Source organism: Frigoribacterium sp. MEB024 (assembly GCF_000878135.1).
In the GTDB taxonomy this organism is placed as follows: domain Bacteria; phylum Actinomycetota; class Actinomycetes; order Actinomycetales; family Microbacteriaceae; genus Frigoribacterium.
In genome coordinates this window covers 25,102-51,715 of the sequence record NZ_JXQZ01000101.1, presented here as the reverse complement: position 1 = coordinate 51,715, position 26,614 = coordinate 25,102, and the positions used below count along the sequence as shown (strand labels likewise).

General features: G+C 70.9%; 26 protein-coding genes. 13 read left to right on the top strand and 13 right to left on the bottom strand.

The window, feature by feature from the left end; genetic code table 11:
- Nucleotides 1-63: 63 nt before the first annotated feature.
- The 3 genes from SZ60_RS14895 to SZ60_RS14885 form a co-directional block, all read right to left on the bottom strand.
- Nucleotides 64-1,005 (bottom strand): NUDIX hydrolase, encoded by a 942-nt coding sequence (locus tag SZ60_RS14895; protein WP_043597252.1) that lies wholly within the window; start codon nucleotides 1,003-1,005, stop codon nucleotides 64-66.
- A complete protein-coding gene (locus tag SZ60_RS14890) occupies nucleotides 1,002-3,173 on the bottom strand; it encodes an RNA degradosome polyphosphate kinase (protein ID WP_043597251.1) in 2,172 nt (723 codons plus the stop codon). Before SZ60_RS14890 ends, SZ60_RS14895 begins: the two co-directional genes overlap by 4 nt.
- A 115-nt stretch (nucleotides 3,174-3,288) precedes the next feature.
- Nucleotides 3,289-3,924, bottom strand: a complete 636-nt coding sequence (locus SZ60_RS14885) for a helix-turn-helix domain-containing protein (RefSeq protein WP_043597248.1) — start codon at nucleotides 3,922-3,924, stop codon at nucleotides 3,289-3,291.
- A 167-nt stretch (nucleotides 3,925-4,091) separates the two neighbouring features.
- On the opposite strand from SZ60_RS14885, the gene SZ60_RS14880 reads away from it, so the two are divergent.
- Nucleotides 4,092-5,702: an NCS1 family nucleobase:cation symporter-1 gene (locus SZ60_RS14880; RefSeq protein ID WP_082060200.1), complete on the top strand. Its 1,611-nt coding sequence runs from the start codon at nucleotides 4,092-4,094 to the stop codon at nucleotides 5,700-5,702.
- Complete coding sequence (locus SZ60_RS14875; RefSeq protein ID WP_043597246.1) at nucleotides 5,699-6,448, top strand: aspartate/glutamate racemase family protein; 750 nt, start codon at nucleotides 5,699-5,701, stop codon at nucleotides 6,446-6,448. The genes SZ60_RS14880 and SZ60_RS14875 overlap by 4 nt, the downstream gene beginning before the upstream one ends.
- Before the next feature lie 89 nt (nucleotides 6,449-6,537).
- Here the strand turns inward: SZ60_RS14875 and SZ60_RS14870 are convergent, their stop codons facing one another.
- From SZ60_RS14870 to SZ60_RS14855, 4 genes are all read right to left on the bottom strand, one after another.
- On the bottom strand, nucleotides 6,538-6,756 hold the full coding sequence (locus tag SZ60_RS14870; RefSeq protein WP_043597243.1) for a hypothetical protein: 219 nt from the start codon (nucleotides 6,754-6,756) through the stop codon (nucleotides 6,538-6,540).
- A gap of 142 nt (nucleotides 6,757-6,898) precedes the next feature.
- Entirely contained in the window at nucleotides 6,899-8,398 is a 1,500-nt protein-coding gene (locus SZ60_RS14865) for a hypothetical protein (RefSeq protein WP_043597241.1), read from the bottom strand.
- A 97-nt stretch (nucleotides 8,399-8,495) separates the two neighbouring features.
- Complete coding sequence (gene mshD, locus SZ60_RS14860; protein ID WP_043597238.1) at nucleotides 8,496-9,326, bottom strand: mycothiol synthase; 831 nt, start codon at nucleotides 9,324-9,326, stop codon at nucleotides 8,496-8,498.
- A gap of 13 nt (nucleotides 9,327-9,339) precedes the next feature.
- Nucleotides 9,340-10,020, bottom strand: a complete 681-nt coding sequence (locus SZ60_RS14855; RefSeq protein WP_043597237.1) for a winged helix-turn-helix domain-containing protein — start codon at nucleotides 10,018-10,020, stop codon at nucleotides 9,340-9,342.
- A gap of 113 nt (nucleotides 10,021-10,133) precedes the next feature.
- Between SZ60_RS14855 and SZ60_RS14850 the strand changes: the two genes are divergently transcribed.
- The 4 genes from SZ60_RS14850 (at nucleotide 10,134) to SZ60_RS14830 (ending at nucleotide 13,633) form a co-directional block, all read left to right on the top strand.
- Entirely contained in the window at nucleotides 10,134-10,424 is a 291-nt protein-coding gene (locus tag SZ60_RS14850) for a hypothetical protein (protein ID WP_043597234.1), read from the top strand.
- Nucleotides 10,425-10,626: 202 nt separating this feature from the next.
- Entirely contained in the window at nucleotides 10,627-11,250 is a 624-nt protein-coding gene (locus tag SZ60_RS14840; RefSeq protein WP_043597230.1) for an FABP family protein, read from the top strand.
- Nucleotides 11,251-11,284: 34 nt separating this feature from the next.
- Nucleotides 11,285-12,484 carry a folate-binding protein YgfZ gene (locus SZ60_RS14835; RefSeq protein WP_043597228.1) on the top strand — a complete coding sequence of 400 codons (1,200 nt, stop codon included), beginning with the start codon at nucleotides 11,285-11,287 and terminating at the stop codon, nucleotides 12,482-12,484.
- A 33-nt stretch (nucleotides 12,485-12,517) separates the two neighbouring features.
- Nucleotides 12,518-13,633, top strand: a complete 1,116-nt coding sequence (locus SZ60_RS14830; protein ID WP_192118919.1) for an aromatic acid exporter family protein — start codon at nucleotides 12,518-12,520, stop codon at nucleotides 13,631-13,633.
- A 16-nt stretch (nucleotides 13,634-13,649) separates the two neighbouring features.
- On the opposite strand, the gene SZ60_RS14825 is transcribed toward SZ60_RS14830, so the two are convergent.
- Nucleotides 13,650-14,426, bottom strand: coding sequence for a methylase (locus SZ60_RS14825; RefSeq protein WP_043597225.1), 777 nt, complete (start codon nucleotides 14,424-14,426; stop codon nucleotides 13,650-13,652).
- 41 nt (nucleotides 14,427-14,467) lie between these two features.
- Here SZ60_RS14825 and SZ60_RS14820 point away from each other — a divergent pair, with 41 nt between their 5' ends.
- Nucleotides 14,468-15,211 (top strand): phosphoglyceromutase, encoded by a 744-nt coding sequence (locus SZ60_RS14820; protein WP_043597224.1) that lies wholly within the window; start codon nucleotides 14,468-14,470, stop codon nucleotides 15,209-15,211.
- A gap of 95 nt (nucleotides 15,212-15,306) precedes the next feature.
- On the opposite strand, the gene SZ60_RS14815 is transcribed toward SZ60_RS14820, so the two are convergent.
- Both SZ60_RS14815 and phoU read right to left on the bottom strand, forming a co-directional pair.
- Nucleotides 15,307-15,840: an AAA family ATPase gene (locus tag SZ60_RS14815; protein ID WP_052505444.1), complete on the bottom strand. Its 534-nt coding sequence runs from the start codon at nucleotides 15,838-15,840 to the stop codon at nucleotides 15,307-15,309.
- A gap of 94 nt (nucleotides 15,841-15,934) precedes the next feature.
- Nucleotides 15,935-16,588: a phosphate signaling complex protein PhoU gene (gene phoU / locus SZ60_RS14810; RefSeq protein WP_043597221.1), complete on the bottom strand. Its 654-nt coding sequence runs from the start codon at nucleotides 16,586-16,588 to the stop codon at nucleotides 15,935-15,937.
- Nucleotides 16,589-16,827: 239 nt separating this feature from the next.
- On the opposite strand from phoU, the gene SZ60_RS14805 reads away from it, so the two are divergent.
- Complete coding sequence (locus tag SZ60_RS14805; protein WP_043597218.1) at nucleotides 16,828-18,021, top strand: cell wall metabolism sensor histidine kinase WalK; 1,194 nt, start codon at nucleotides 16,828-16,830, stop codon at nucleotides 18,019-18,021.
- A gap of 13 nt (nucleotides 18,022-18,034) precedes the next feature.
- The gene (locus tag SZ60_RS14800) at nucleotides 18,035-18,715 is read left to right on the top strand and encodes a response regulator transcription factor (RefSeq protein ID WP_043597216.1); all 681 of its coding nucleotides are present in this window, start codon (nucleotides 18,035-18,037) and stop codon (nucleotides 18,713-18,715) included.
- Between the two features lie 128 nt (nucleotides 18,716-18,843).
- On the opposite strand, the gene SZ60_RS14795 is transcribed toward SZ60_RS14800, so the two are convergent.
- Complete coding sequence (locus SZ60_RS14795; protein ID WP_192118921.1) at nucleotides 18,844-19,440, bottom strand: hypothetical protein; 597 nt, start codon at nucleotides 19,438-19,440, stop codon at nucleotides 18,844-18,846.
- Between the two features lie 136 nt (nucleotides 19,441-19,576).
- Here SZ60_RS14795 and SZ60_RS14790 point away from each other — a divergent pair, with 136 nt between their 5' ends.
- Genes SZ60_RS14790 through rlmB form a run of 4 tightly spaced genes read left to right on the top strand, consistent with a single transcriptional unit; the run spans nucleotide 19,577 to nucleotide 23,817 of the window.
- The gene (locus SZ60_RS14790) at nucleotides 19,577-20,059 is read left to right on the top strand and encodes a CarD family transcriptional regulator (RefSeq protein WP_043597211.1); all 483 of its coding nucleotides are present in this window, start codon (nucleotides 19,577-19,579) and stop codon (nucleotides 20,057-20,059) included.
- Nucleotides 20,049-21,359 carry a 2-C-methyl-D-erythritol 4-phosphate cytidylyltransferase gene (gene ispD, locus SZ60_RS14785; protein ID WP_052505443.1) on the top strand — a complete coding sequence of 437 codons (1,311 nt, stop codon included), beginning with the start codon at nucleotides 20,049-20,051 and terminating at the stop codon, nucleotides 21,357-21,359. The genes SZ60_RS14790 and ispD overlap by 11 nt, the downstream gene beginning before the upstream one ends.
- The gene (gene cysS / locus SZ60_RS14780) at nucleotides 21,356-22,774 is read left to right on the top strand and encodes a cysteine--tRNA ligase (protein ID WP_043597209.1); all 1,419 of its coding nucleotides are present in this window, start codon (nucleotides 21,356-21,358) and stop codon (nucleotides 22,772-22,774) included. The genes ispD and cysS overlap by 4 nt, the downstream gene beginning before the upstream one ends.
- Entirely contained in the window at nucleotides 22,771-23,817 is a 1,047-nt protein-coding gene (gene rlmB / locus SZ60_RS14775; protein ID WP_043597208.1) for a 23S rRNA (guanosine(2251)-2'-O)-methyltransferase RlmB, read from the top strand. Before cysS ends, rlmB begins: the two co-directional genes overlap by 4 nt.
- Before the next feature lie 73 nt (nucleotides 23,818-23,890).
- Here rlmB and SZ60_RS14770 read toward each other — a convergent pair whose 3' ends face one another.
- Entirely contained in the window at nucleotides 23,891-25,183 is a 1,293-nt protein-coding gene (locus SZ60_RS14770) for a DUF4032 domain-containing protein (RefSeq protein ID WP_043597207.1), read from the bottom strand.
- Between the two features lie 142 nt (nucleotides 25,184-25,325).
- The gene (locus SZ60_RS14765; RefSeq protein ID WP_043597318.1) at nucleotides 25,326-26,426 is read right to left on the bottom strand and encodes an ABC transporter ATP-binding protein; all 1,101 of its coding nucleotides are present in this window, start codon (nucleotides 26,424-26,426) and stop codon (nucleotides 25,326-25,328) included.
- Nucleotides 26,427-26,614: the final 188 nt, after the last annotated feature.

Sequence of the window (26,614 nt, the reverse complement as noted above, 5' to 3'; positions counted from 1 at the left end):
CCCCGGCCCGGTGCGGGCGGGGGTCGACCGTCTCGGCGTCGCGGCGAGCCGAGGAGGCGCGGGTCAGTCTTCCGGGCCGTGCGTCTCGATCGCGACGAGCGCCGTGTCGTCGACCGAGACGTGTAGCACCGTGAACTCGGCCGTGCCGAGCGAAGAGGCACGGCGCAGATCGATGCGGTCGCCCCCCTTGGTGCCCAACGAGATCTGTCGGATGACCTCGGGCAGCACCGGGCCGTGGCTGCAGATGACGGCCGCGGCCTTCTTCTTGAGGCGCTTCTTGACGACGCCGGCGACGTCGTCCGTGCCCTGCTCGAAGGCGTCCTGGCTGATCGCGTCGGTCTGCTTGACGCCGACCCGGGTCAGCTCGGAGAGGGGCTCGAGGGTGGCCAGGCAGCGCGCCGCCGTGCTGCTGACGATGCGGGTGGGGGCCCAGGCCGCGATGACGGGGGCGACCGACCTCGCCTGGCGGCGGCCCTGGGGCAGCAGGGGGCGCGTGGCGTCCGAGCCGTGCCAGTCCGACGGCGAGGTCGTCTTGGCGTGGCGGAGGGCCACGATCGGGAAGGTGCGGGCCGTGCCCGTCGCCACCCGGTCGGCGAAGCGCTGCAGGACGTCGGCGTCGCGGGCGTAGGTCAGCATGGCCTTCGCCTTCTCGATGCCGACCCACTCGATGGCCGCGACCTCGTGGTTGGGCGTGAACGTCCCGGCCGCGGCGAAGGACTCGTCGGTCACCTCGGCGGACCAGTAGTGCACCACCTTGTCGCGACCGCCGGGCAGCAGGTACTCGGCCGTGCCGAGCGGGGCGCCCAGCGTCACCCGGTAGCCCGTCTCTTCGTGGATCTCGCGCACGGCCGTCTGCGGCGTCGCCTCGCCCGGGTCGACCTTGCCCTTCGGCAGCGAGACGTCGCCGTGGTGGTCGCGGTGGATCAGCAGCACCCGGACCTTGCCGTCGACCAGCCGCCAGCAGACGGCACCCGCGGCGACGACCGTCGTCGAGGTGATGGTCATCGCTTGGAGCGCTTCCGCTGCGTGATGGCCTTCATCTGGGCGTTCTGCAGATCGGTCAGCGAGCGGCCGTCGGCGTCACGCGCGTGGCGGGTCCAGGTGCCGTCGGCCTCGAGCCACCACGAGGCGGTCTCGTCCGACATCGCCTGCTCGAACAGGTCGGCGACCTCGGCGAGGTGGTCGGCCTGCGTCAGGCGCACCAGGGCCTCGACGCGACGGTCGAGGTTGCGGTGCATCATGTCGGCGCTCCCGATGAAGACCTGCGGGTCGCCGTCGTTGAGGAACCAGAACAGACGGCTGTGCTCGAGGTACCGCCCGAGGATCGACCGCACCCGGATGTTCTCGCTCAGGCCCGGCTCGCCCGGCTTGATGGTGCAGATGCCGCGTACCCAGACGTCGACGGGCACCCCCGCCTGGCTCGCCTTGTAGAGGGCGTCGATGATCTGCTCGTCGACGATGGAGTTGATCTTGATGCGGATGCCGGCGGGTCGGCCGGCCTGGGCGTTCTCGATCTCGTTCTGGATCTGCTTGAGCAGACCTCGGCGGAGGTAGCGGGGAGCCACGAGCAGCCGCTTGAACTTCTTCTCGATCGCGTAGCCCGACAGTTCGTTGAACAGGCGCGTCAGGTCTTTCCCGACCTGGTCGTCGGCGGTGAAGAGCCCCATGTCTTCGTAGATGCGGCTGGTCTTCGGGTTGTAGTTGCCCGTGCCGATGTGCGTGTAGTGCTTGAGCGTGCCCTTCTCCTGGCGGATGACCAGGGCGAGCTTGCAGTGGGTCTTGAGCCCGACGAGGCCGTAGACGACGTGCACGCCGGCCTTCTCGAGCTTGCGGGCCCAGGTGATGTTGTTCTGTTCGTCGAACCGCGCCTTGACCTCGACGAGCGCGAGCACCTGCTTGCCCGCCTCGGCGGCGTCGATGAGGGCCTCGATGATCGGGCTGTCACCGCTCGTGCGATAGAGCGTCTGCTTGATGGCCAGCACGTTGGGGTCGGCCGCGGCCTGTTCGAGGAACGCCTGCACGCTGGTCGCGAACGACTCGTACGGGTGGTGCACGAGGATGTCCTGACGCGCGATGCTGGCGAACATGTCGGGCTTCATGTTCGGCTCGGTCTGCTGCAGCTGGACCGCCGTGGTCGGCAGGTGCTTGGGGTACTTGAGGTCGGCCCGCGGCATCTTGGTGATCTCGAACAGGCCGGCCAGGTCGAGCGGGGCCGGCAGCTTGTAGACCTCTTGGTCGGTCACGTCGAGTTCGCGGACGAGCAGCTCGAGGGTGACCGGGTCCATGTCGTCGGTGATCTCGAGGCGGATCGGCGGACCGAACCGGCGGCGCAGCAGCTCGCGCTCGAGGGCCTGGATGAGGTTCTCGGACTCGTCCTCGTCGACCTCGACGTCTTCGTTGCGGGTGACGCGGAACACGTGGTGCTCGACGACCTCCATGCCGGGGAAGAGGTCTTGCAGGTGGTTGGCGATGAGGTCCTCGAGGGGGATGAACCGCACGCGGCCGCTGTCGTTGTCGGGCAGCTGCACGAAGCGCGGCAGCATCTGCGGCACCTTGAGGCGGGCGAACTCCTGACGCATCGTCTTGGGGTTGCGGACGCGGATGGACAGGTTCAGCGACAGCCCCGAGATGTAGGGGAAGGGGTGGGCCGGGTCGACCGCGAGCGGCATGAGCACCGGGAAGATCTGCTCGGCGAAGATCTCGCGCATGCGCACCCGGTCGGCCTCTTCGAGGTCGGACCAGTTCTCGATGTGGATGCCTGCGTCGTCGAGGTCGGGCTTGACCAGGTCGAGGAACGCCCGGGCATGGCGCTCTTGCAGCTCGTGGGCCTTCTTGTTGATGTCGGCCAACACCTCGTTCGGCCCGCGCCCCACGTTGGTCGGCACGGCGAGGCCCGTCGCGATGCGGCGCTTCAGGCCGGCGACGCGCACCATGAAGAACTCGTCGAGGTTGCTCGCGAAGATCGCCAGGAAGTTGGCCCGTTCGAGCAGCGGCGTCGTCGGGTCCTCTGCGAGCTCGAGCACGCGCTGGTTGAACGCCAGCCAGCTCAGCTCGCGGTCGAGGTAGCGCTCGGCGGGCAGGGTGCCGTCCTCGAAGCTGACGATCTCGTCGAAGTCGTCGAGGAAGTCGGGGGTGACGCCGGCGCCGTCGACGCGGGGTTCGCTGCTGTCCATCGCACCATCGTGCCACCCCCGACCGCCTCTCAGCGTCGTCCCGGGTAAACGCGAGATGACGTGTGGACACCCGACGGCCGGGGGAGGAGGCGCGGGCGGGCCCGGTCGCGCCGGTTCAGTGCACGATCAGCCACGTGGCGACCGCGTCGACCCCGCCGACGTTGCTCAACCGGTGCGGCAGGTCGCACGGGAAGGTGATCGAGTCGCCGGCCCGCATCGTGACGGTCTCGTCGGGGAAGTCGATGGTCAGCTCTCCCGAGGTGACGGTGCCGACCTCGTAGCCCTCGTGGGTGACGAGGGCGGCGACCTCGGTGGCGAGGGCTCCGGGCGGGTAGGTCGACTCGAAGAAGTCGACGCCCGAGAGATGGGCGGGCGAGAGGCGGCGGAAGACCACTCCGCCGCGGAGCACGACCGGCTGCGCCGCGCCTCCTCGGGCCAGGACGTAGCCGCCCGTGGCGGCGTCGCCGCGGTCGGACGGGGCCGTGCGACGGGTGGCGGGCTCGGCCCGGTCGTCGAAGACGTCGGCGAGCGGCACCCCGAGCACCTGGACGATGGCGATCAGCCGGCTGACCGAGGGGCGCCGGACGCCGCGCTCGATCTGCGACACGGCACTGGGTGAGATGTCGAGGGCCCGGGCGAGGGCGCTGAGCGAGAGACCCGCCGCCGCGCGGAGGTGGCGCAGGCGGGCGCCGAGGGCGGCGGCGTCGAGATCGCCGATCGCCGACGGGGACGCGTCGGGGTCGTCGGGCATGACCCTCCTGGTGCGGGGACGGGTGGTCGGGCTGGCGCGCTTTCGTGAAGCAACCGCTGTCACGAACACGTAACACGGCCGACATGAGGCCGAATCCGTGAAGCCATAGATTCACGGTCGACCCGTCCCGCCGATCGTCAGACTACAACGCCGCCTGGAGGCACGCCGTGACCACAGACATCGCCCGACCCCCGGCCGACCCGGCCCCGTCCGCCGTCGGAGCCGCCGGCCCACCCGCCCCGCTCACGTCCGTCGCGGCCGCTCGGATCGAGGGTGCCCGGGACCCCCGGCTGACGAACGACGACCTCGCACCGCTGAAGAGACAGTCCTGGTCGAGCTACAACATCTTCGCCTTCTGGATGTCGGACGTGCACTCGGTCGGCGGCTACGTGACCGCCGGCAGCCTCTTCGCCCTCGGCATCGCGAGCTGGCAGGTGCTCGTGTCGCTCGTGGTCGGCATCGTGATCGTCAACGTCTTCGCGAACCTCGTCGCCAAGCCCAGCCAGCGCACGGGTGTTCCCTACCCGGTCATCAACCGCGCCGTCTTCGGCGTGCTCGGGGCCAACGTGCCGGCGATCATCCGGGGCCTCATCGCGACGGCCTGGTACGGCGTGCAGACCTACCTGGCCGCGGAATCGCTCAACATCGTCCTCCTCAAGTTCGTCCCGTCGACGGCCGCGCTGCTCGAGCCGTCCTTCCTCGGCCTCAGCGCCCTGGGGTGGATCTCGTACGGCATCCTGTGGTTCGCCCAGGCGGCCCTGTTCTGGCGCGGCATGGAGACCATCCGTCGGTTCATCGACTTCGCCGGTCCCGCCGTCTACGTGCTGATGATCGCCCTCGCGGTCTACCTCGTCTCGCAGGCGGGCTGGAGCGCGATCGACCTCGACCTCTCGGTGGGCGAGCCCCTGTCGTTCGCCGCGTCGTTGCCGGTCATGGCGTCGGCCGTCGCCATCGTCGTCAGCTACTTCTCGGGGCCCGTCCTGAACTTCGGTGATTTCTCCCGGTACGGCAAGAGCTTCTCGGCGGTGAAGCGAGGCAACTTCCTCGGGCTGCCGGTGAACTTCCTCTTCTTCTCGATCCTCACCGTGCTGTGCGCCTCGGCGACGGTGCCGGTGTTCGGTCGACTCATCACCGACCCGATCGAGACCGTGGACGCCATCGGCACGCCCTTCGTGGTCCTGCTCGGCGGTTTCACCTTCGTCACCGCGACCGTCGGCATCAACATCGTCGCCAACTTCATCGCCCCGGCCTTCGACTTCTCGAACGTCGCGCCGCGGAAGATCAGCTGGCGGCTCGGCGGCATGATCGCCGCCGTCGGTTCCGTGCTGCTCACCCCCTGGAACTGGTACGGCAACGCCGAGGCGATCCAGTACACGCTCGGCGTGCTGGGGGCGCTGATCGGGCCCCTGTTCGGCATGCTGATCGCCGGCTACTACCTCGTCGCCCGTCAGCGCGTCGCCGTCGAGGACATGTTCACGATGTCGCCGTCGGGTCGCTACTGGTACCGCGGCGGGTTCAACCCCAACGCCGTCTGGACCCTCGTGCTCGCGGGCGCCGTCTCGGTCGCGTCGGCACTCGTGCCCGGCTGGGTCGTGGACGCCGGTGGCCCCTCGCTCACCTGGATCGGCAACTACAGCTGGTTCGTCGGCTGCGGCCTCGGTCTCGTGCTGTTCTGGGCCCTCGAGAAGCGTCGGCCCCGCATGCCCCGACTCGACGCCGACGACCCCACGGTCGACGACGGGACCGTCGCCCGACCGACCGAGGGCCGGACCGCATGAGGCTCCGCCTGATCAACCCCAACACGACACAGGCCATGACCGCCGCGATCGGCCGCACCGCGGCCGCCGTCGTCGGGCCGGGCACCCGCGTCGAGGCGCTCGGCCCGTCGATGGGTCCCGCGTCGATCGAGAGCCACTACGAGGAGGCGCTGGCGGTACCCGGTGTCCTCGAGTTGGTCCGCGACGGAGAACGCGACGGTGTCGACGCCCACGTGCTCGCCTGCTTCGGCGACCCGGGGTTGGACGCCGCCCGCGAGCTGGCGACCGGCCCCGTGCTGGGCATCGCCGAGGCCGGCATGCACGCGGCCTCGATGGTCGGGCGCGGCTTCGGCATCGTGACCACGCTCGGGCGCACCGTCGGGCGGTCCCGCGAGCTGGTGCAGCGGTACGGCTTCGCCGACCGCTGCGTCGAGGTCCGCGCGTGCGAGGTGTCGGTGCTGGGACTCGACGACCCCTCGTCGGACGCGCGAGCCCTGATCGTCGACGAGTGTCACGAGGTCCTGGCGTCGGGGGCCGACGCGGTCCTGCTCGGCTGTGCCGGGATGACCGACCTCTGTCGGTCGATCTCGGACGAGATCGGCGCCCCCGTCGTCGACGGGGTCGCCGCCGCGACGGTGTTCGCCGAGTCCCTCGTGCGTCTGGGGCTCGTCACCGGCAAGCGCGGCGAGTACGCGCGACCGCCGCTCAAGGAGATCACCGGCCTGCTGTCACCGTTCGCCCTGGGCGGTGCGCCGGCCCTGCTCTGAGGTGCCCTCGGCCGACCGCCGCCGCACCCCGCGGACGACGACGCCCCCGCCGGTTCGGCGGGGGCGTCGTCGTACTGGTGGTGTCGTGCCTACTTCTCTTCGTTCTTCAGCGCGATGCCCAGGGCGAAGAAGGTCGGCGCCCAGTGGCCGATGAAGATGCCCCAGCGGTCGGACTGCGCCTTGTCGGACGAGTCCTTCCCCTGTGAGGCGATCCAGGCCACGAGGGCGATGACGATGGAGGCGAAGCCTCCCCAGTAGGCGTGCTTGCTCTGGAGGCCGAGATCGGAAAGGAACTTGACGGGGTTCATGGTGTTCTCCTGACGATGGGATGCGTACCGTGCGCGGTGCCTCAATCCACTCCTTGGTGCTGGGAGCGCGATGGCAGCTCCGCCCGGCCCCCTGGAGTAGGCCTCGCCGAGCCGTTCGCGTACCCCGGTTGTACCCCTCGCGTCAGGTGAGCGGCGTGGCGACGCTCGAGGTGAACGTGGCGCCGTCGGCGGTCACGTCGCTGATCAGGCCGCCCACCCGCACCGGCACCGGTGCGAGCGACCCGTACACGCCGCTGTTGCCCGCGGCGTCGACCCCCTGGGCGGTGAAGGAGGCCGAGCCCGGGGTCGTCGTGCTGACCGCCCAACCGCCGTCCTGCCAGTCGCCGACGGTGAACTGCGGTGCCGACTCGAGCGTCCATTTCTGCCCGGACAGCGTGTACCGGCCCGACTCCGTGTCGTACAGGCCGAAGCTGCAGCCCTCCGGACGCAGGTCGGTCGAGGCGATGCAGCCCGCGACCCAGGCGTCGACGGCCGCGGTCGCCGCCGTGGTTCCCGCCGGCGTGAGGGTGGTCGTGAGCAGGGTCGGCTGGGCGGTGACGACGGCACCCTCGACCACGGCCGTCGCGGCGGTGGCGGAGTACGACTCGTTCTCGGCGGCGAGGGCGACCTCGTAGCTGCCGGGGAAGGCCTTGAGGCTCACCGAGCCGTCGGACCCCCGGGTGACGGGCGTTCCGTCGACGGCGATCTCGGCCGACGCCGGGCCGGCGACCTGCACCGAGACCGTGCCGAGGTCGACCGGCTGGAGCGCCCAGCGGTCGAAGAACAGCAGATCGCGCCCGTCGCGGACGAGCGTGAAGTCCTGCGCATGGGTCGACCCGTCGTCACGGTGCACGACGGCCTCGACCTGCGCGTCGTCTCCGTCGGTCGAGACGGCGCCCAGCTGGAACCCGTCGACCTGGTCATCGGCTGCGGCGTAGGCGTCGTCGGTCAGCAGGACGTCGCCGTCGGCGACCTCGGTGCCGTCCAGGGCCAGGGCGCGTTCGACCTCGCCGGCTTGGACCGCGCCCAGGTAGTCGCGGACGGTGGCCTCGGGCCGGTGGGAGGCGCTCATCGTGGCGAACGTCACGGCACCCGCCACGACCAACACGAGCAGCAGGGCTGCTCCGCCGATGAGGCCGATCAGCAGTCGCCGACGCCGTGCGGCCTGCTCGGGCGTGCTCGGTGCCGGGGGAGTGGGAGCCTGCGCGTACGCGAACTGCTGGGTCGGCTGGCCGTAGGCATCCTGCCCGGGTGTCTCCTGCGCGTGGCCGGCGACGCCGTACGGCTGCCCGTACGCGCCCTGTGGCTGCTCGTAAGCGCCCTGGGGCTGTCCGTACGCACCCTGGGGCTGTCCGTACGCACCCTGCTGCTGCTCGTGGTCGCTCGGCCGCGGCGCGGAACCGTAGAGCTGGTGTCCGTGGCCGGTCGGCTGCGGCGCCTGACCGTCGGGCTGTCGTCCGTACGGCAGGTCCTGGTACGGGAACGCGGCGGGCGCTGTGGTCGGTTCGTGCCCCTGCCCCTGCCCGTGCCCCTGCCCCTCGGGGTGCTGCCCCTGAGGCTGCTGCCCTTCGGGGTGCTGCCCCTCGGCCGGCGGCCCGTCGTGCCCCTGGTCGTCGCCGCTCGGTCTGGTCTGATCGGTCATGATGCCCCCTCGATCGCTGTCATCCGAACCGCAGCATATCGGTGGACCGGATCGACGCGCACCCCCCGATCGAGAACGGCACGCCTGCCGGGAGCGTTCAGCGCGTGAGCGTGTACTGCACGTCGACCGCGTGGTCCGTGAACCCGCGAGCCGCGTAGAGCCGGAGGGCAGCGGTGTTGTCGCCCTCGACGTACAGTCCCGCGGTGCCGGCCCCGCGCTCGGCGAGGCGGGCGAACCCGGCGTCGACCACCGCGCCTCCGAGGCCTTCGCCCTGGTGGTCGGGCGAGACGCCGACCGCGTAGAACTCCCCGGGCTGATTCTCGTCGAGCTTCAGCCAGCAGAAGGCGAGCAGTTCGTCGCCGCGCCAGAGCAGGACGAAGTCGCCCGCGTCGAACCACGGCTCGGCCTTCCGCGCGTCGAGGTCGGCCTGGACCAGCGAGCCCTGCTCGGGGTGGTCGGCGAACGCCCGGGCGTTGAGGTCGAGCCAGGCCTGGTCGTCGACGCCCGGTCGGAACGAGGCGACCCGGTCGCCGTCACGCAGGCGGGGCGCGGGGGGCCCGGCGGGGACGTCGGCACGCTGTTGCACCAAGCGACGCGTCTCGGCGAGGCCGAAGCGCGCGGCGAGCACGCGCGAGCCCGGGTGGTCGCCGTGGGCCCAGAGCAGCAGCGGACCCTCGGTCTCGTCGACGAGTCGCTGCAGCAGCTCGGCGCCGCGTCCCTGTCGGCGGTCGTCGGGATGCACGACCAGTTCGGCCTCGCCGTCGCGCAGCACCGCCGCGGCGTGCGCATCGCCGACCACGGTCGCCGCGCCCGACCGGACGTCGACCAGCGTCTGGTCGGAGAACGGCGGGCTGCCGTCGGCCTCGATGGCCGCGCGGGCGAGAGCGGGCACGAAGGAGGCGCGGGTCGCGTCGGCCGCGCCCGTCACGACGCCACCGTGCTCACGAGACGACCGCCTGGGCGTCGTCGTCGTAGACGTTGAACCGGTAACCCACGTTGCGCACGGTGCCGATCAGCGACTCGAGGTCGCCGAGCTTGGCCCGGAGGCGCCGGACGTGCACGTCGACCGTGCGCGTGCCGCCGAAGTAGTCGTAGCCCCAGACCTCGCTGAGCAGCTGCTCGCGGGTGAAGACGCGGGACGGATGCGTGGCGAAGAAGCGGAGCAGCTCGAACTCTTTGAAGGTGAGGTCGAGGGGGCGGCCGTGCACCTTCGCCGAGTAGCTGGCCTCGTCGATGACGACACCCGAGGCGTGGATCTTCGAGCCGTTCTGCGACTGCGCGAGGCGACCCGTGACCAGGCGGATGCGGGCGTCGATCTCGGCGGGACCGGCGGTCTCGAGGATGACGTCGTCGACGCCCCACTCGCTGTTGACGGCGGTCAGCCCGCCCTCGGTGAGCACCAGGACGAGCGGCACCGTGACGCCGGTGGTGCGGAGGATCTTGCACAGCGACTTGGCGCTGGCGAGGTCGGCGCGGGCGTCGACGAAGATCAGGTCGCTCGAGGGCGCGTTCACCAGTTGCGCGGGTTCGGCCGGGATCTGCCGGGTACGGTGGCTGAGCAAGGCGAGCGACGGCAGGACGTCGGGGCCGCCCGCAGAGGTCAGTACCAAGAGCTGCGCCACACGACCTCCAGTGAATGTACTGTCGAGCAGTCTAAAACATGAGACCCCGCCACTCCGACCATCCGATGCTAGGGCAGGTCGGCAGAACGGCGGACACGAACGAGGGACGAACGGTGCAGGCAGGCGAACGAGACGTCGACGCGACGACGGCACGGCTCAAGCCGATCACGGTCGTCCCGGTCTGGGTCGCCACGCTCGTCGTGGCCGTGCTGATCGGCCTCCGGTCGCCCGCCTCCGAGTACTGGGACCACGTCGTCCTCGCCCTCGGCGGGGCCATCGTGCTCACCTTCGTGCTGCAGCTCGCCACGAGCCAGAAGGACGGCCTGGTCTCGCGCACGATGCTCAGCACCTGCGGCAGCCTGGTGATCCTGGGCGTCGTGACGGGCGTCTTCGCGCTCGTCTGACCGCCCGCCGCTCGGATCGTCTGAACGGTCGCCCCGAAGGACTGGGCACGTCGGTGGTCGCCGGGTAGGCTCGACGTCATGGATTCCCTGCTCGCACTCGAGGTGTTCTACATCGGGCTCCTCGGCCTCGCCACCCTCGCCATCGGCTTCGTCTCGGTCGTCGTCCTGCTCAAGTTGTTCAAGGGTCAGCGCTGACCGCTCCATGATCGACATCCCCACCGACCTGCCGTCCGAGCTCGTCCCCCTCTCGTGGTTGATCGGCGTCTGGCAGGGCACCGGCGTCGTCGACTACAAGATCGGCGAGGGCGACCCCGACTCCGAGCCGGGCACCGAACGGCGCACCCACGAGTTCGGGCAGCGCATCAGCTTCAGCCACGACGGCCTGCCCTTCCTGAACTACAGCTCGTTCACCTGGCTGCTCGACGACGAGCACACGCCGCTGACGAGCGAGACCGGCTACTGGCGGCTCGAACGCCCGGCCGAGCCGGGTGACCGCGGCCCCGGCATGCTGCCCGGTGTCGGCGTCCAGCCCTTCACGTCGGCCCGGGCGGTCGAGATCCTCCGGACGCCCGACGACGGCTTCGGCCTCGAAGTGCAGATCGCCCATCCGACCGGCGTCAACGAGCTCTACCTCGGTCGGGTCAAGGGGCCGCGGATCGACCTCGCCACCGATGCCGTCGTCCGGTCGAGCAACGCGAAAGAGTACTCGGCCGCCACCCGCATGTACGGCCTCGTCGAGGGCAAGCTCTTCTGGGCGTGGGACATCGCGGCCCTCGGCCAAGAGCTGCGTTCTCACGCGTCCGGGCAGCTGGCACGCGTTGACTGACGCCGGCGGCTCGACCCCCGAGGCCACGGGCCCCGTGGTCTCGCCCTTCTCGTCGCGCGACGGCTTCGTCGACGACGGTTCGGGCGTGGCGGCGCACTACGGCAACCCACTCGGCGAACAGCGTCTGCTCGCTCGGGGGGCGGCGATCGTCGACCTGTCCGACCGCGGCGTGCTGACCGTGACGGGGCCCGATCGGCTCAGCTGGCTCAACTCGCTGACGAGCCAGGCCCTCGTCGGTCTCGCGCCGGGAGTCTCGACCGAGACCCTGCTGCTCGACGCCAACGGACGTCTCGAGCACGCGGCCCGCGTCCTCGACGACGGCGAGACCTCCTGGCTGCTCGTCGACCGCTCCGAGGTCGCCCCCCTCGGCACCTGGCTCGACCGGATGCGCTTCATGCTGCGCGTCGAGGTCGCCGACCGCACGGGCGACGTCGCGACGATCGGCTCGATGCACGACCTGCTCGACGACGGCGACGGCGACGGCACCGTCCCGCTCGTCCCGGTCCTGACGTCGCACGACACGGCGCTCGTCTGGGTCGATCCCTGGCACGAGGTGACCGTCGGCGGCCACAGCTACGCCGACTCCGACCGTCACCCCGGTCACGACTGGACCTACCGCGAGAGCCTGGTCCGACGATCCGACCTCGACGCGCTCGCGGCCCTCCCGGCCGAGCGGCTCGCCGTGGCGGGCACCCTCGCCCTCGAGGCCCTGCGCATCGAGGCCTGGCGTCCCCGCCTCTCGACCGAGGTCGACGAGCGCACCATCCCGCACGAACTCGACTGGATGCGCAGCGCCGTCCACCTCACCAAGGGGTGCTACCGCGGCCAAGAGACCGTCGCCAAGGTTCACAACATCGGCCACCCGCCACGTCGGCTCGTCATGCTCCACCTCGACGGCAGCGACGGGGTGCTGCCCGAGCGCGGTGCCGAGGTCGTGCTGGCCCCGGTCGCGGGCAGCGTCCCCGACGAGTCCGACACCGCAGGAGGCGCAGAGCCTGTTGCCGAGGCGACCGCACCCAGGTCGGTCGGTCACGTCACGAGCGTCGCCCTGCACCACGAGCTCGGCCCGGTCGCCCTCGCGCTCGTCAAGCGCGGCACCGACGAGTCCGCCCCGCTCGCCGTCGTCGTCGACGGCCTGATGATCGCGGCCGCTCAAGAGATCGTCGTACCCGCTTCGGCCGGTGCCGCCGCGGGTGTTCCCCGCTTGCCGCGCCTCGGCGCCGTCCGCCGCTGACGGCCCGGTGAGGCAGTGCAGCCGGGCCCGGTCGTGACCGGGCCGACGCGCGGCGGCGGTCTGCGACGCGGCTGGCACCGCGCCTCCTCGTCCTTCGACGTGCGCGACGCGACGGCGCGCACGATCGCGTCCGGCCCGGCGATCGTCCAGATCGTGCTCGCCGTGGCCGGGGCCTACGCGATCACGCACTACGGACTGGGGCACGCGATCCCCCTGCTGGCGGTGACCGTCACGATCTCGTCGCTCGGTCTGGCCCGCGACGCCCGCCCGCGACGGGTGCTCGAGAACGCCGTCGGCGTGCTGATCGGCATCGCGCTCAGCGAGGTCCTGCTCATGGTAGTGGGCAAGGGGCTGTGGCAGATCGCCCTCGTGTTGTTCGTGACGCTGCTGGTCGCGCGGTTCTTCTCGTCGAGCAGCGCCTTCGCCGCGGCCGCCGCGACCCAGTCGATGCTCGTCATGCTGCTGCCCGACCCCGACGGAGGTGCGTTCGTCCGCAGCATCGACGGCGCCGTCGGCGGAGCGGTGGCGTTGCTCGTCACGGCGATCGTGCCCCGCGACCCCGTCGGCCTGGCCCGCCACGACGCCCGGCGCCTGTTCGACGAGGTCGATCGGGCCTTCGCGGCGCTCGTCGGCGCCCTCCGCACCGACGACGCCCCACGGGCCGACGACGCCCTCGAGCGGCTGCGGTCGACGCAGCCCGTCCTCGACGACTGGTCGTCCACCCTCGAGTCGGCCGAGTCCATCGCCCGGCTGTCGCCGTTCCTGCGTTCTCGGCTGCCCGACCTGCGGCAGCAGGCGACGGTGCGGCGCTACGTCGACCTCGCCGTGCGCAACCTGCGGGTGGTCGCACGGCGGCTCGACACGCAACTCGGCGACGGTGTCGACCGGTCGGCCCTGGCCGACCTGCTCGAGTCGACCTCGCGCGCGGTCGCCGTGCTCGGCCGGTCGGTGCACGACGTCGAGCAGCGTCCCGTCGCCCGCGAGGCCCTGTCGGCCGTCGCCCGACGACTCGACCCGACGGCGGTGCTGCCCGGAGCGCCCGTGACCGAGGCGATGGTCGTGCTGATGCTGCGCCCGCTGCTCGTCGACCTGCTCATGGCCACGGGCCTGGACCACGACGAGGCCCGCGCCCGGCTCGCCCGCGTCTGAGGAGACCCGCCCAGGGTCAGTCCCGTGGCGCGACCGCGGCCCAGGGCAGCGAGAGCTCGCCGAGCCGCCACCGCGACCGTCCGCCCTGCACCGGCCAGCCCGCGTCGCGCAGCCCCTGCACCGTCGCGAGCCACCGCTGCACCGGCCCGTAGACCGAGAGCGGTGCCGCCACCGCCCACTGCCGGTCGAGGTCGACGAGCAGGTCGTGGACGCGCTCGCCCCGGACGTTGCGGTGGATCAACGCCTTGGGCAGCCGTTCGGCCACGATCGAGGGCAGCTCGAGCCCGGCGAGCCGCAGCGAGATCGTGAAGGTCGTGGGCCCCGCGGGCGTCACGTCGATCCAGCTCGCCACGCGCCCCACCTCGTTGCAGGTGCCCTCGACGAGGACGCCACCGGGCTGCAGCCGAGCCGTCATGAGCGCCCAGGCATCGGCGACCTGAGACTCGTCGTACTGCCGCAGCACGTTGAACGCGCGGATCACGGCGGGCCGCCGGTCGCCGTCGAGCGGCACCTCGAAGCCGCCCCGCCGGAAGCTCACACCGGGCCGCGCCGACAGGCCGGCGAGTCGGACGCGCTCGGGCTCGATCTCGATGCCCACGACCTCGACGTCGTCGCGCACCTTCAGGAGGCGCTGGTGCAGTTCGAGGGGAGTCGTCGCGCTCGCCCCGTACCCCAGGTCGACGACGAGCGGGTCGTCCGCCCGCCGGAACGACGGGTGCGCGGCGATCCAGCGATCGACGCGACGCAGGCGGTTGGTGCCGGTCGTGCCGCGCGTGACGGAACCGATGGGCATGCGCCAAGTCTGCCATCGGGCCGTCGCGATACGCTGGCGGCATGACTTCGACCCTCATCCTCCTGCGTCACGGCAACAGCGAATGGAACGCGAAGAACCTCTTCACCGGATGGGTCGACGTGCGGCTCACCGAGCAGGGGCGCCGAGAGGCCAAGCGTGCCGGCGAGCTGCTGCGCGAGGCCGACCTGCTGCCCGACATCCTCTACACGTCGCGCCTGACCCGGGCGATCCAGACCGCCGACATCGCCCTCGAAGAGGCCGACCGCCTCTGGATCGACGTGAAGCGCTCGTGGCGTCTCAACGAGCGCCACTACGGGGCGCTCCAGGGCAAGGACAAGGCGCAGACGCTCGAGCAGTACGGCCCCGAGCAGTTCCAGACCTGGCGTCGCTCGTTCGACGTGCCGCCGCCCCCGCTCGACGACGACAGCGAGTTCTCGCAGGCGCACGACAAGCGCTACGCCGAACTCGGCATCGACGCCCCGCGCACCGAGTCGCTCGCCCTCGTCATCGAGCGCATGCTGCCCTACTGGCACAGCGACATCACCGAGAGCCTGGCCGCCGGCGACGTCACCCTCGTCGTCGCCCACGGCAACTCGCTGCGTGCGCTGGTCAAGCACCTCGACGGCATCAGCGACGACGAGATCGCCGAGCTGAACATCCCCACGGGCATCCCGCTCGTCTACGAGCTCGACGACGACTTCGTACCGACCGGCCCGGCTCGCTACCTCGACCCCGAGGCCGCCGCCGCCGGTGCCGCCGCGGTCGCGAACCAGGGCAAGAAATAGCGCCTTCCGAAGGTCCCGCGCCCCGCGCCCCGTTCTCGGGGGCGTGGGGCGCTTCGGCGTCCGGCGCCCCGGCACCCCAGGGTTCGGGGCGGTCGTCAGACGAACCGGGCGCTGATCTGCACGACCAGGTCGTCCATGTCGACGGGCGCACTCGTGTCGACGCGGATGACCGGCCACAGCCCGAGGGGCTCGGCACCGGCCACCCGGGTCGGCCAGGCGGCACGGGCCGATTCGACGGTGCCGTGCGCCGGGTGACGGCCGCCGGCCGCGAGCCGGTCGACCACGCGCTGCAGGGCCACCTCGGGGTCGACGTCGCACCACACCTCGACGGTGCGCGGCGACCCGGCGCGCTCGACGCCGGCCCGGGCGGACTCGAGGTCGCGCTCCCGCTGCCACGACGCGTCGACAACCACGCCCGCCTCGACCTCGCCCGCCATCGCCCAGACGGTGTCCATCGCGATGCCGCCGAGGGCCTCGGGGGCGATCATGGGGCCCGCCAGGTCGACCAGCGCCTCCGTGATCGGGTCCTTCGCGAGCAGCGGGCACCCGAGCACCCCCGCGAGCGTGGCCGAGAGGGTGGTCTTGCCCGATCCGGGCAGACCGTTGACGAGGATCGCGACTGAAGCCATGCCTCCATCCTCGCGGACGGCGCAGGGCCAACCGAACGCAGGAGGCGCGGTGCCCGTCGAACGGACACCGCGCCTCCTGCAGGTCGGCAGTCGATCAGACCTCGGGTGCGACCCAGTCGCCGGTCGCGAGGTACTGGACCTTCTTGGCGATCGAGACCGCGTGGTCGGCGAAGCGCTCGTGGTAGCGCGACGCGAGGGTCGAGTCGACCGTGTCGACGGCCGCGCCCTTCCAGGTCTCGCCGAGCACCTTGTCGAAGACGCTGAGGTGCAGCTCGTCGATGCGGTCGTCGTCGTTGCGGATCTCTTCGGCCAGGCGGACGTCCTCGGTCGTGAGCAGCTCGGTGAGCTTGTTCGCGATGGCGACGTCGAGCTCGCCCAGCTCTTTGAAGGTCGGGCGCAACGACTTCGGCACGACCTTCTCGGGGAACCGGTAGCGGGCGAGCTGGGCGATGTGCTCGGCCATGTCGCCCATGCGCTCGAGCGAGGCGCTGATGCGCAGCGCACTGACCACGATGCGGAGGTCGCGGGCGACCGGGTTCTGGCGGGCCAGGATGTCGATGGCCAGTTCGTCGAGGGCGATGGCGCGCTCGTCGATCTTGTCGTCGTCGGCGATGACCTGCTCGGCCAACGAGACGTTCGACTCGTTGAAGGCCGTGGTCGCGTTCGCGATCGAGACGGCGACGAGGCCGGCGATCTCGACGAGACGCTCCTGCACCTCCAGGAGTTCCTGCTGGAATACCTCGCGCATGTCGTGTTCGACCCTCTCGTCGTGGGGGCTCGGTGGCCCTGGGAGCACGGTGGCTGTGAGCGACGTGCGGGACGCACGCTCGGCTCGTGACGTGGGGGCAGAGTCGCCCGCACAGTCCCGACGATGCTCTCCGGTGAAGGTTAACGACCGGTGATCACCGCCTGAACTCTGACCAAAGTACAGCGGATGGGACGACCTCCCGTTCATGCACCCACCGGGGGGTCACTACTGTGAACGACATGGAATCCGCCTGGCTGGTGCCGTTGTCGCTGGCCTTCGGGGTCGTCGTCGGCGCCGCGATCGTGGTGGTCGTCGTCTCGGCCCACCGACGAGCCGTTCGCGCCGCGGCACTCGTCGACGTCGCCCTGCCCGACGGCATCGACGCCGTGCTCGACGCGCTCGAGTCGGCGGGCCTCGTGGTCGACCCGTCGGGCAACGTGCTCAAGGCCTCGGCCGCGGCGCGCCAGCTCGGACTGGTCTCGGCCCAGCAGCACCTCGTCCACCCCGAGGTCGAGACGATCGTCGACGCGGTGCGACGGCACGGCGACCCCGTGGTCGAAGAACTCACGCTGCCGCGCCTGCCCGGCAGCGAGGCCACCATCGCCGTGCACGTGCGGGCCGCGGCACTCGGTGGGCGATTCGTGCTGGTGCTCGCCGAGGACCGCACCGAGGGGCGTCGGCTCGACGACATGCGCCGTGACTTCGTCGCCAACATCAGCCACGAACTCAAGACGCCCATCGGCGCCGTCGGCCTGCTCGCCGAGGCGCTCGAGTCCGCGTCGGCCGATCCCGAGCAGGTGCGTCACTTCGCGGCCCGCCTGACTCGTGAGGCCGGCCGGCTCGGTCGCCTCACCCAGGACATCATCGAGTTGTCGCGCCTTCAGGCGACCGACGCCCTCGAGACCAGCGACTCGGTCGACGTCCGCACCGTGGTCGACACCGCCGTCGACCGCAACCGCGTGGGTGCCGAGGCGCGGGGCATCGACCTCGTCGTCCGGGGCGGCAAGCACGCGCACGTGATCGGCGACCAGGCGATGCTCGTCACGGCCGTCGACAACCTCGTCGCGAACGCCATCAACTACTCGCCCGACGGGTCGCGGGTCGGCATCGGGGCCACGGTCGACACGGGCGGGGTCGTCGAGGTCTCCGTGACCGACCAGGGCTACGGCATCCCCGACGACGAGCTCGACCGGGTCTTCGAGCGGTTCTACCGGGTCGACCCGGCCCGGTCTCGACGGACCGGCGGCACGGGTCTCGGGCTCGCCATCGTCAAGCACGTGGTGCAGAACCACGGCGGCGACGTGCGGGTCTGGTCGCAGGTCGGCAAGGGCTCGACCTTCACCCTGCGCCTCCCGGCCGCGGACGTCGACCCCGTCACCCGCTCGATCCCCACCACGGCCGCCTCGGCACCAGAGCACCAGGAGACACGATGACCATGGAGACCCGATGACCCACATCTTGATCGTCGAGGACGAAGAGTCCCTCAGCGAGCCCCTCGCCTACATCCTGCAACGCGAGGGCTACCAGGTGAGCGTCGCCGAGGACGGCCCCGCCGCCGTCACCGCGTTCGACAAGACCGGAGCAGACCTCGTGCTGCTCGACCTCATGCTCCCCGGCATCCCGGGCACCGAGGTCTGCCGCGTGATCCGCACCAAGTCCCAGGTGCCGATCGTCATGCTCACCGCCAAGGACAGCGAGGTGGACATCGTGGTCGGCCTCGAGCTGGGTGCCGACGACTACGTCACGAAGCCGTACTCGACCCGAGAGCTGCTCGCCCGCATCCGGGCCGTGCTGCGCCGCCGCGTCGACCCCGACGACCTGTCCGACTCGATGCTCGAGGCAGGCGACATCCGCATGGACGTCGAGCGTCACGTCGTGACGGTCCGCGGCGACGACGTCGCCATGCCCCTCAAGGAGTTCGAGCTGCTCGAACTGCTCATGCGCAACGCCGGGCGCGTGCTCACGCGTGGTCAGTTGATCGACCGGGTCTGGGGGTCGGACTACTTCGGCGACACGAAGACCCTCGACGTGCACATCAAGCGCATCCGCTCGAAGATCGAGGCCGTACCGTCCGAGCCGAAGGCGCTCGTCACCGTGCGCGGCCTCGGCTACCGCATCGAGGCCTGACCCCGGGGCACGGGCCGACGGCCCGCTCCGACCACGTCGAGAGCCCAGGAGGCGCGGTGCGCGTCGGACGCGAGAGGCCCGGCACCGCACACGGCGGGCCGGGCCTCTCGGCTGACGGGGGAGGGACGCTACGGCGTCGGCGACGAGGACGGCGCTTGCTCGGTCGCCTCGGGCAGGGGTGTCGACGACGGCGCGGCGTCGCGGGACGGTGTGGGCGACGGCAGCAGGGTGGCGTACTCGCCCAGTGCACCGGTGAGCACGGGCACGACGAACGACTTGCCGGTCTCGGTGCCGTACTGGACGAAGATCGTCACGAGGGCACCCGGGTCGGAGTCGAGGGACTCCATGAGGAACTGGTCCTGGCCGGGCTCGGTGCCCAGCGAGACCTGCGACGAGCCGTCGACCTCGACGGTCTGGGTCTTCTTGCCCGAGGTCGTGGGGTACTCGAACGAGACCTCGGCGGCCTCGTCGCTCGTGTTGAGCACGACCATGCTGAGGCTGGCGGTGCCGCCGTCGCCCTCGCTGGCGGTGAGGGCGATCGCGTTGCGCACCTGGATGTCGCCGACGTTGACGCTCGTGCCGTCGCTCGCGTCGTACTGCTTGGTGGTGGCCTGCGGGCTGATGAAGTTGCACCCGGCGGCGGTCAGGACGACCACGGCACCGACGGCGGCGGCCGAGACGAGCCGCGTCGTCAAGCCGCGCGACTTCAGGGTTGGGGCTCGCACAGGTGTCCTCCAGGATCAGCGTCACGACAAACGTACGTGGTCCAGCTTATCCGCGCCCGCGGGGGTCGGTTCCTTAGGGCAGCCTTACCAACGACTGCTTATGGTATCCTGGGTGTCGCAGAATGGAGCCTGATTCATGCAGTTCGAGGTCGGCGAGACCGTCGTATACCCGCATCACGGGGCAGCGACAATTTCAGAAGTCAAGAAGCGGATCATCAAGGGCGAAGAGAAGCTGTACCTCAAGCTTCGCGTCACCCAGGGTGATCTGACCATCGAAGTACCCGCAGACAACGTCGACCTGGTCGGCGTGCGAGACGTCATCGGCAAAGAAGGTCTGGACCGCGTCTTCGACGTGCTCCGCGCCCCCTTCACCGAAGAGCCGACCAACTGGTCGCGCCGCTACAAGGCGAACCTCGAGAAGCTCGCCAGCGGTGACGTCATCAAGGTGTCCGAGGTCGTCCGCGACCTCTGGCGTCGCGATCAGGACCGTGGCCTCTCGGCCGGCGAGAAGCGCATGCTCGCCAAGGCTCGTCAGATCCTGATCAGCGAGCTCGCGCTCGCCGAGAAGACCGACGAAGAGAAGGCGTCGAGCGTCCTCGACGAGGTCCTTGCGTCCTAGCACTCCCGACGACCGCTCGGTCGACGACGGTGGGGTCCACACCCCGTCCGGAGTCGGTCGGGCGGTCGTCGTCGTTGCGGCCGGCAGTGGCACGCGCCTCGCCCTCGGCAGGCCCAAGGCCTTCGTCGAGGTGGCCGGACGCAGCATCCTCGAACGCTCTCTCGACGCCGTCTTCGCGTCGGTCGTCCCGACGCAGGTCGTCGTCGTCGTGCCCGAGGCTCTCGTCGCCGAGTCCCGCGCCCTCGTCGACGCCGTCGCCGGCCCGGCCCGCGGCTACGCCTCCGTCGTCGTGGGCGGTGTCACGCGACAGCAGTCCGTCGCGGCCGGTCTGACGGCCCTGGGACCCGACGTCGAGACGGTGCTGGTCCACGACTGCGCCCGGCCGTTCACCCCCACCGCCCAGTTCGACCTGGTCGCCACGACCGTCGAGGCGACCGGCGACGGCGTCGTGCCGGGCCTGCCGGTCACCGACACGATCAAACGCGTCGACGGTGACGCCGCCTTCGTCGTCGACACCGTCGACCGCAGCGAACTCGTCGCCATGCAGACGCCGCAGGGTTTCCCCCGAGGCGCCCTAGACGACGCCTACGCGGCGGCGTCCGTCGAGCACACGGACGACGCGGCGCTCTTCGCCGCCGCCGGCCACCGCGTCCGCATCGTGGCGGGCGACCCGGTGGCCTTCAAGATCACCACCCCGTGGGACCTCCGTCGGGCCGAGACGATCGTCGCCGAGAGCGACGCGAGCGGGCCGGGGCGCGAGACGCCCGGTCGACCCGGCCCGCGCCTCCTGACCGGGGTCGGCACCGACGTCCACGCGTTCGACGCGGCCCAGCCGATGCACCTCGGGCTGCTGCACTTCCCGGGCGAGGCGGGCCTCGCGGGCCACAGCGACGGCGACGCGGTCGCCCACGCCATCGTCGACGCCCTGCTCTCGGCCGCGGGTCTCGGCGACATCGGGTCGAGCTTCGGCACCGACGACCCCCGGTTCGCCGGGGCGTCCGGCGACGTCTTCCTCACGGCCACCCTCGAGCTGCTCGCGGCGGCGGGGGCCGCACCGGTCAACGTCGCCGTCCAGGTGATCGGCAACCGCCCCCGGCTGTCGTCCCGTCGCGTCGAGATGCAGGACGGGCTGACCCGCGTGGTGGGTGCCCCGGTCAGCGTGTCGGCCACGACGACCGACGGGCTCGGCTTCACCGGCCGCGGCGAGGGCGTGGCCGTGATCGCGACGGCGCTCGTCACGCGCGAGGGGTCATCCACCGGCGACACGGCAGAAGCCGCGTCAAATAGGCTGATCACGTGACCATCAGGCTCTACGACTCCCGTCAGCAGACGCTCGTCGACTTCGTCCCGCTCGTGCCCGGCCAGGTGGGGCTGTACGTCTGCGGACCCACCGTCCAGTCGTCGCCCCACATCGGGCACCTGCGCTCGGCTCTGGTCTACGACCTCTGGCGGCGCTGGTTCACCTACCGTGGCCTCGACGTCACCCTCGTGCGCAACGTCACCGACATCGACGACAAGATCCTCGCGTTGGCCGCCGACACGACCGAAGAGTGGTGGGCGCGCGCCTACCGCTACGAACTCGAGTTCACCGCCGGCTACCAGGCGCTCGGCATCCTGCCGCCGACCTACGAGCCCCGGGCGACCGCCAGCGTCAGCGAGATGCAGCAGATCATCACGACGCTGCTCGAGAAGGGGCACGCCTACGTCGCCCCCGACGGCTCGGGCGACGTCTACTTCGACACCGCCGCCTGGCCGACCTACGGTGCCCTGACCAACCAGTCGATCGACGACATGGCACCCGCGGCCGACGCCGACCCGCGGGGCAAGCGCGACTCCCGCGACTTCGCGCTGTGGAAAGGCCACAAGGCCGACGAGCCCGAGTCCGCCTCGTGGGCCTCGCCCTGGGGCGAGGGAAGACCCGGCTGGCACATCGAGTGCTCGGCGATGTCTGCCCGCTACCTCGGCGAGGCGTTCGACATCCACGGCGGCGGGCTCGACCTCCGGTTCCCTCACCACGAGAACGAGCTGGCGCAGTCGACCGCGGCCGGCATGGGCTTCGCCTCGTACTGGATGCACAACGGCCTCGTCGCCGTCGAGGGCCAGAAGATGTCGAAGTCCCTCGGCAACTCGATCTTCGCCGCCGACTTCCTGGCGCAGGCCCGGCCCGTGGTCGTGCGCTACTTCTTCAGCGTCGCGCACTACCGGTCGACCATCGACTACCACGAGGGCGCCCTGCTCGAGGCCGAGGCAGCCCTCGACCGCGTCGAGACGTTCCTCGAGCGGGCTCAGCGCCGTCTCGCCGACACGCGCTTCGCCGGGGTCGGTGCCCGCGTCGTGCCCGACGAGTTCGGCGAGGCGATGGACGACGACCTCAACGTCCCCCAGGCCGTGGCCGTGCTGCACGACACGGTGCGGGCAGGCAACGTGGCCCTCGACGACGGCGACCTCGACACCGCCGCGCGCTCCTGGCAGCACGTGGCCGCCATGGTGGCCGTGCTCGGCATCGACCCGACCGCGCCCGAGTGGCGTGCCGGTGACGAGGTCGACGCGCACCGTGCGCTCGGCGCGCTCGTCGACGTACTCTTGGCCGAACGCCAGCAAGCCCGGGCCGATCGCGACTTCTCGCGGGCCGACGAGATCAGAGGCGTCCTGACGGGCGCCGGCATCACCATCGAAGACACCCCCAGCGGGTCGCATTGGAGCCTCGAACAGTGAAGAACACCAGCGGAGCACGCAAGGGCCGTCCCGGCAGCAGTGCCGTGCGTCAGGGCAGCAAGGGCAAGCAGGTCGGCAGCGGCGGACAGGGGCGCCAGGCGCTCGAGGGCAAGAAGCCCACTCCGGCGGCCGAGGACCGCCCGTACCACCCCGCGGGCAAGGCCAAGGCGGCGCGCGACCGGCTCGAGGCGGCGCGCGGTCGTGGCGGAGCCGGCCCCCGTGCCGGGTCGCCCATCGCCGGTCGCGGCGGGCCCGATGCACCCCGACGTCGCCCGAAGTCGGCCGACGACCACGAGATGGTCACCGGTCGCAACTCGGTCGTCGAGGCCCTCCGGACGCGCATCCCGGCGACGACCCTCTACATCGCCGCCCGCATCGAGATGGACGAGCGCACGAAAGAGATCCTGCAGCTCGCCACCCGTCGCGGCCTGCCGATCCTCGAGGTCATGCGCCCCGAGCTCGACCGCATCACCGGGCACGACTCCGTGCACCAGGGCGTCGCGCTCAAGGTGCCGCCGTACGAGTACGCACACCCCGTCGACATGCTCGAGGCCGCGGTCAAGCGTCAGCAGAAGCCGCTCTTCGTCGCACTCGACGGCATCACCGACCCGCGCAACCTCGGGGCGATCATCCGATCGGTCGCCGCGTTCGGCGGGCAGGGCGTCATCGTCCCGCAGCGTCGTTCGGTCGGCCTGACGGCATCGGCCTGGAAGACCTCGGCCGGTGCGGCCGCGCGCATCCCCGTCGCGATGGCGTCGAACCTGACGCAGACCCTCAAGTCGTTCAAAGAGCAGGGCGTGTTCGTCGTGGGCCTCGACGGTGACGGCGACGTCATGCTGCCCGGCCTCGAGCTCGCCGATCGCCCGATCGTGGTCGTCGTCGGCAGCGAGGGCAAAGGCCTGTCGCGCATCGTCGCCGAGACCTGCGACGCGATCGTGTCGGTGCCGATCACCGGTGCCGTCGAGTCGCTGAACGCCGGCATCGCGGCCTCGGTCACGCTGTACGAGATCTCGAAGCTGCGCGCCGAGCGCAAGAAGAAGTAGGCGGGCACCCGCGAGACGCGGGGTCTCGACGAGGCGCGGGTCGGCTGGGTGCCGGCCCGCGCCTCCTGCGTCCTCAGACCTTGCTGCGCCAGTCCTCGTCGGCGTCGGCCTCGAGCTGGGCGGCCTCGGGCAGCGTGATCGACTCGGTCGCCGGCTCGATCACCATCTGCTCGTCGCGACGGTGTCGCAACACGTCGTTGATGTACGAGGTGAGGGCCTCGGCGATGGGCACGTCGCGGTTCTCGGCCTGCGACTGGTACCAGCGGTGCTCGAGCAGCTGGTGGAACACCTCGGCCGGTTCGAGCCGTCCGCGCAGGTCACGGGGGATCGACCGCACGACGGGTTCGAAGACGCGCGAGGCCCACTCGTGGGCGATCATCTCTTCGTCCGAGTCCGACTGGTCGGTGCGCATGCGGTAGGCGTCGAGGTCGTTCAGCAGGCGACGGGCCTGGTTCTCCTCCACGTCGAGGCCGGTGAGTCGCAGCAGGCGGCGGGAGTGGTGCCCCGCGTCGACGACCTTGGGCTGGATCTTGACCTGGCTGCCGCCCTCGGCCGTCTTGATCGCCAGTTCTTCGATGTCGAAGCCCAGGTCGTTCAGGCGCTCGACGCGGTCGTTGATGCGCCAGCGTTCGGAGCTGTCGAAGGTCTCGGCACCGGTCAGCTCGGTCCAGAGGCTGCGGTACGCGGCGACGATGCCGTTGCTGACGTCGACCGGGTCGAGGTTGTCGTCGAGGCGCCCGCCGGCCTCGAGGTCGAGCAGCTCGCCGGCGATGTTGACGCGGGCGACCTCGAGGTCGTTCTCGCGCTGGCCGTTCGAGAGGCCGCCCGGGTAGAGCTTGCCGGTCTCGGCGTCGACGAGGTACGCGGCGAACGCGCCGGCATCACGGCGGAACAGCGTGTTCGACAGCGACACGTCGCCCCAGTAGAAGCCGATGATGTGCAGCCGGACTAGCAGCAGGGCCAGCGCGTCGACGAGGCGACGGGCCGTGTCGGGTCGCAACGTCTGCGAGTACAGCGCCCGGTACGGCAGCGAGAACTTGAGGTGCCGCGTCACGAGCACCGGGTTGAGCGGCGACCCGTCGGCGTCCTGGCGGTTGGTGATGACGGCGAGCGGATCGACGCACGGGATGTCCATGCGCTGCAGCGTGCGCAGCATCTCGTACTCGCCGCGAGCCATCTCGCCCGACGTCTCCTTGATCGCGATGACGAAGCCGCTGAGGTGCGCGAAGCGCACCAGGTGCCGCGAGATGCCCTTGGGCAGGGTCGCGATGGCCTCGTCGGGCCATTCGTCGAGCGGCAGGGACCAGGGCAGGTCGAGAAGCGCCGGGTCGGCCGTGGCCGAGGTGATGTTCAGGGAGTCGGGCATGAGGGCCTCTCGTGCGGGGGAGCGCCGCCTGAGGCGAGGCGGCGGGGGAGGTCAGGAGGCGCGGGGCCGGAACGCGGGACGGCCCGCCGGGTCGATCGGAGGAATGCTCCGACCGGACTCGACGGGCCGACCCGACGGGGTGCTAGGCGCTGACGACGGCCTTGTCGCCGAGACGCTCGCCGCTCTCGGTGTCGAAGACGTGCACGTGGTGCGCCTGCGGGGTGACGTAGATCGTCTCGCCGAGCTTCGGGTGGTTGCGACCGTCGACGCGGACGACGACGTCGACGCGGTTGCCGTCGACCTCGGTGTGACCGTAGAGGTAGCCGTCGGCGCCGAGCTCTTCGACGACGTCGACGGTGACCGCGAGGCCCTCGCCGGTCGTGTTGACCACGACGTCCTCGGGGCGGACGCCCACGGTGACGCTCTTGCCGTTGGCCTGGCCGACGGTGTCGCGGTCGACCGCGGTGACGGCCGTGCCGAACTGGATGCCACCGTCGACGACGTCGGCGGGCAGCAGGTTCATGGCGGGCGAACCGATGAAGCCGGCGACGAAGACGTTCTGCGGCTTCTCGTACAGGTCGCGCGGCGTGCCGACCTGCTGCAGGACGCCGTCCTTGAGCACCGCGATGCGGTCACCCATGGTGAGGGCCTCGGTCTGGTCGTGCGTGACGTAGACCGTGGTGACGCCCAGGCGGCGCTGCAGCGACGCGATCTGGGTGCGGGTCTGCACGCGCAGCTTGGCGTCGAGGTTCGACAGCGGCTCGTCCATGAGGAACACCTGGGGCTGACGGACGATCGCGCGGCCCATGGCGACGCGCTGACGCTGACCACCCGAGAGGGCCTTGGGCTTGCGCGAGAGGTAGGGCTCGAGGTCGAGCAGCTTGGCGGCCTCGAGGACGCGGGTGGCGCGCTCTTCTTTGCCGACGCCGGCGATCTTCAGGGCGAAGCCCATGTTCTCGGCGACCGTCATGTGCGGGTAGAGCGCGTAGTTCTGGAAGACCATCGCGATGTCACGGTCCTTCGGCGGGACGTCGGTGACGTTGCGGTCGCCGATGTAGATGTCACCCGAGTTGACCTCTTCGAGGCCCGCGAGCATGCGCAGGGTGGTCGACTTGCCGCAGCCGGAGGGGCCGACGAGGACGAGGAACTCGCCGTCGGCGACCTCGAGGTCGATGCCGTCGACCGCGGCGCGGGTGCTGCCGGGGTAGAGACGAGTTGCCTTGCTGAACGTGACTGACGCCATGATCTTCTCCTTCACCGGCAGGTACGTGCCGGACGATCCGTTGTGAATGGACGGTGATCAACCTCAGAGGTCTGCGGTGACCACCACCGATCAGCATGCCATGAAAATCTCTCGGATCGCCACGGGAGCGCCTCTTCTCCACCCTCTCTCGCCCGCGCCTGGCGGACTTCTGCCAGGCTCGCCTCGTA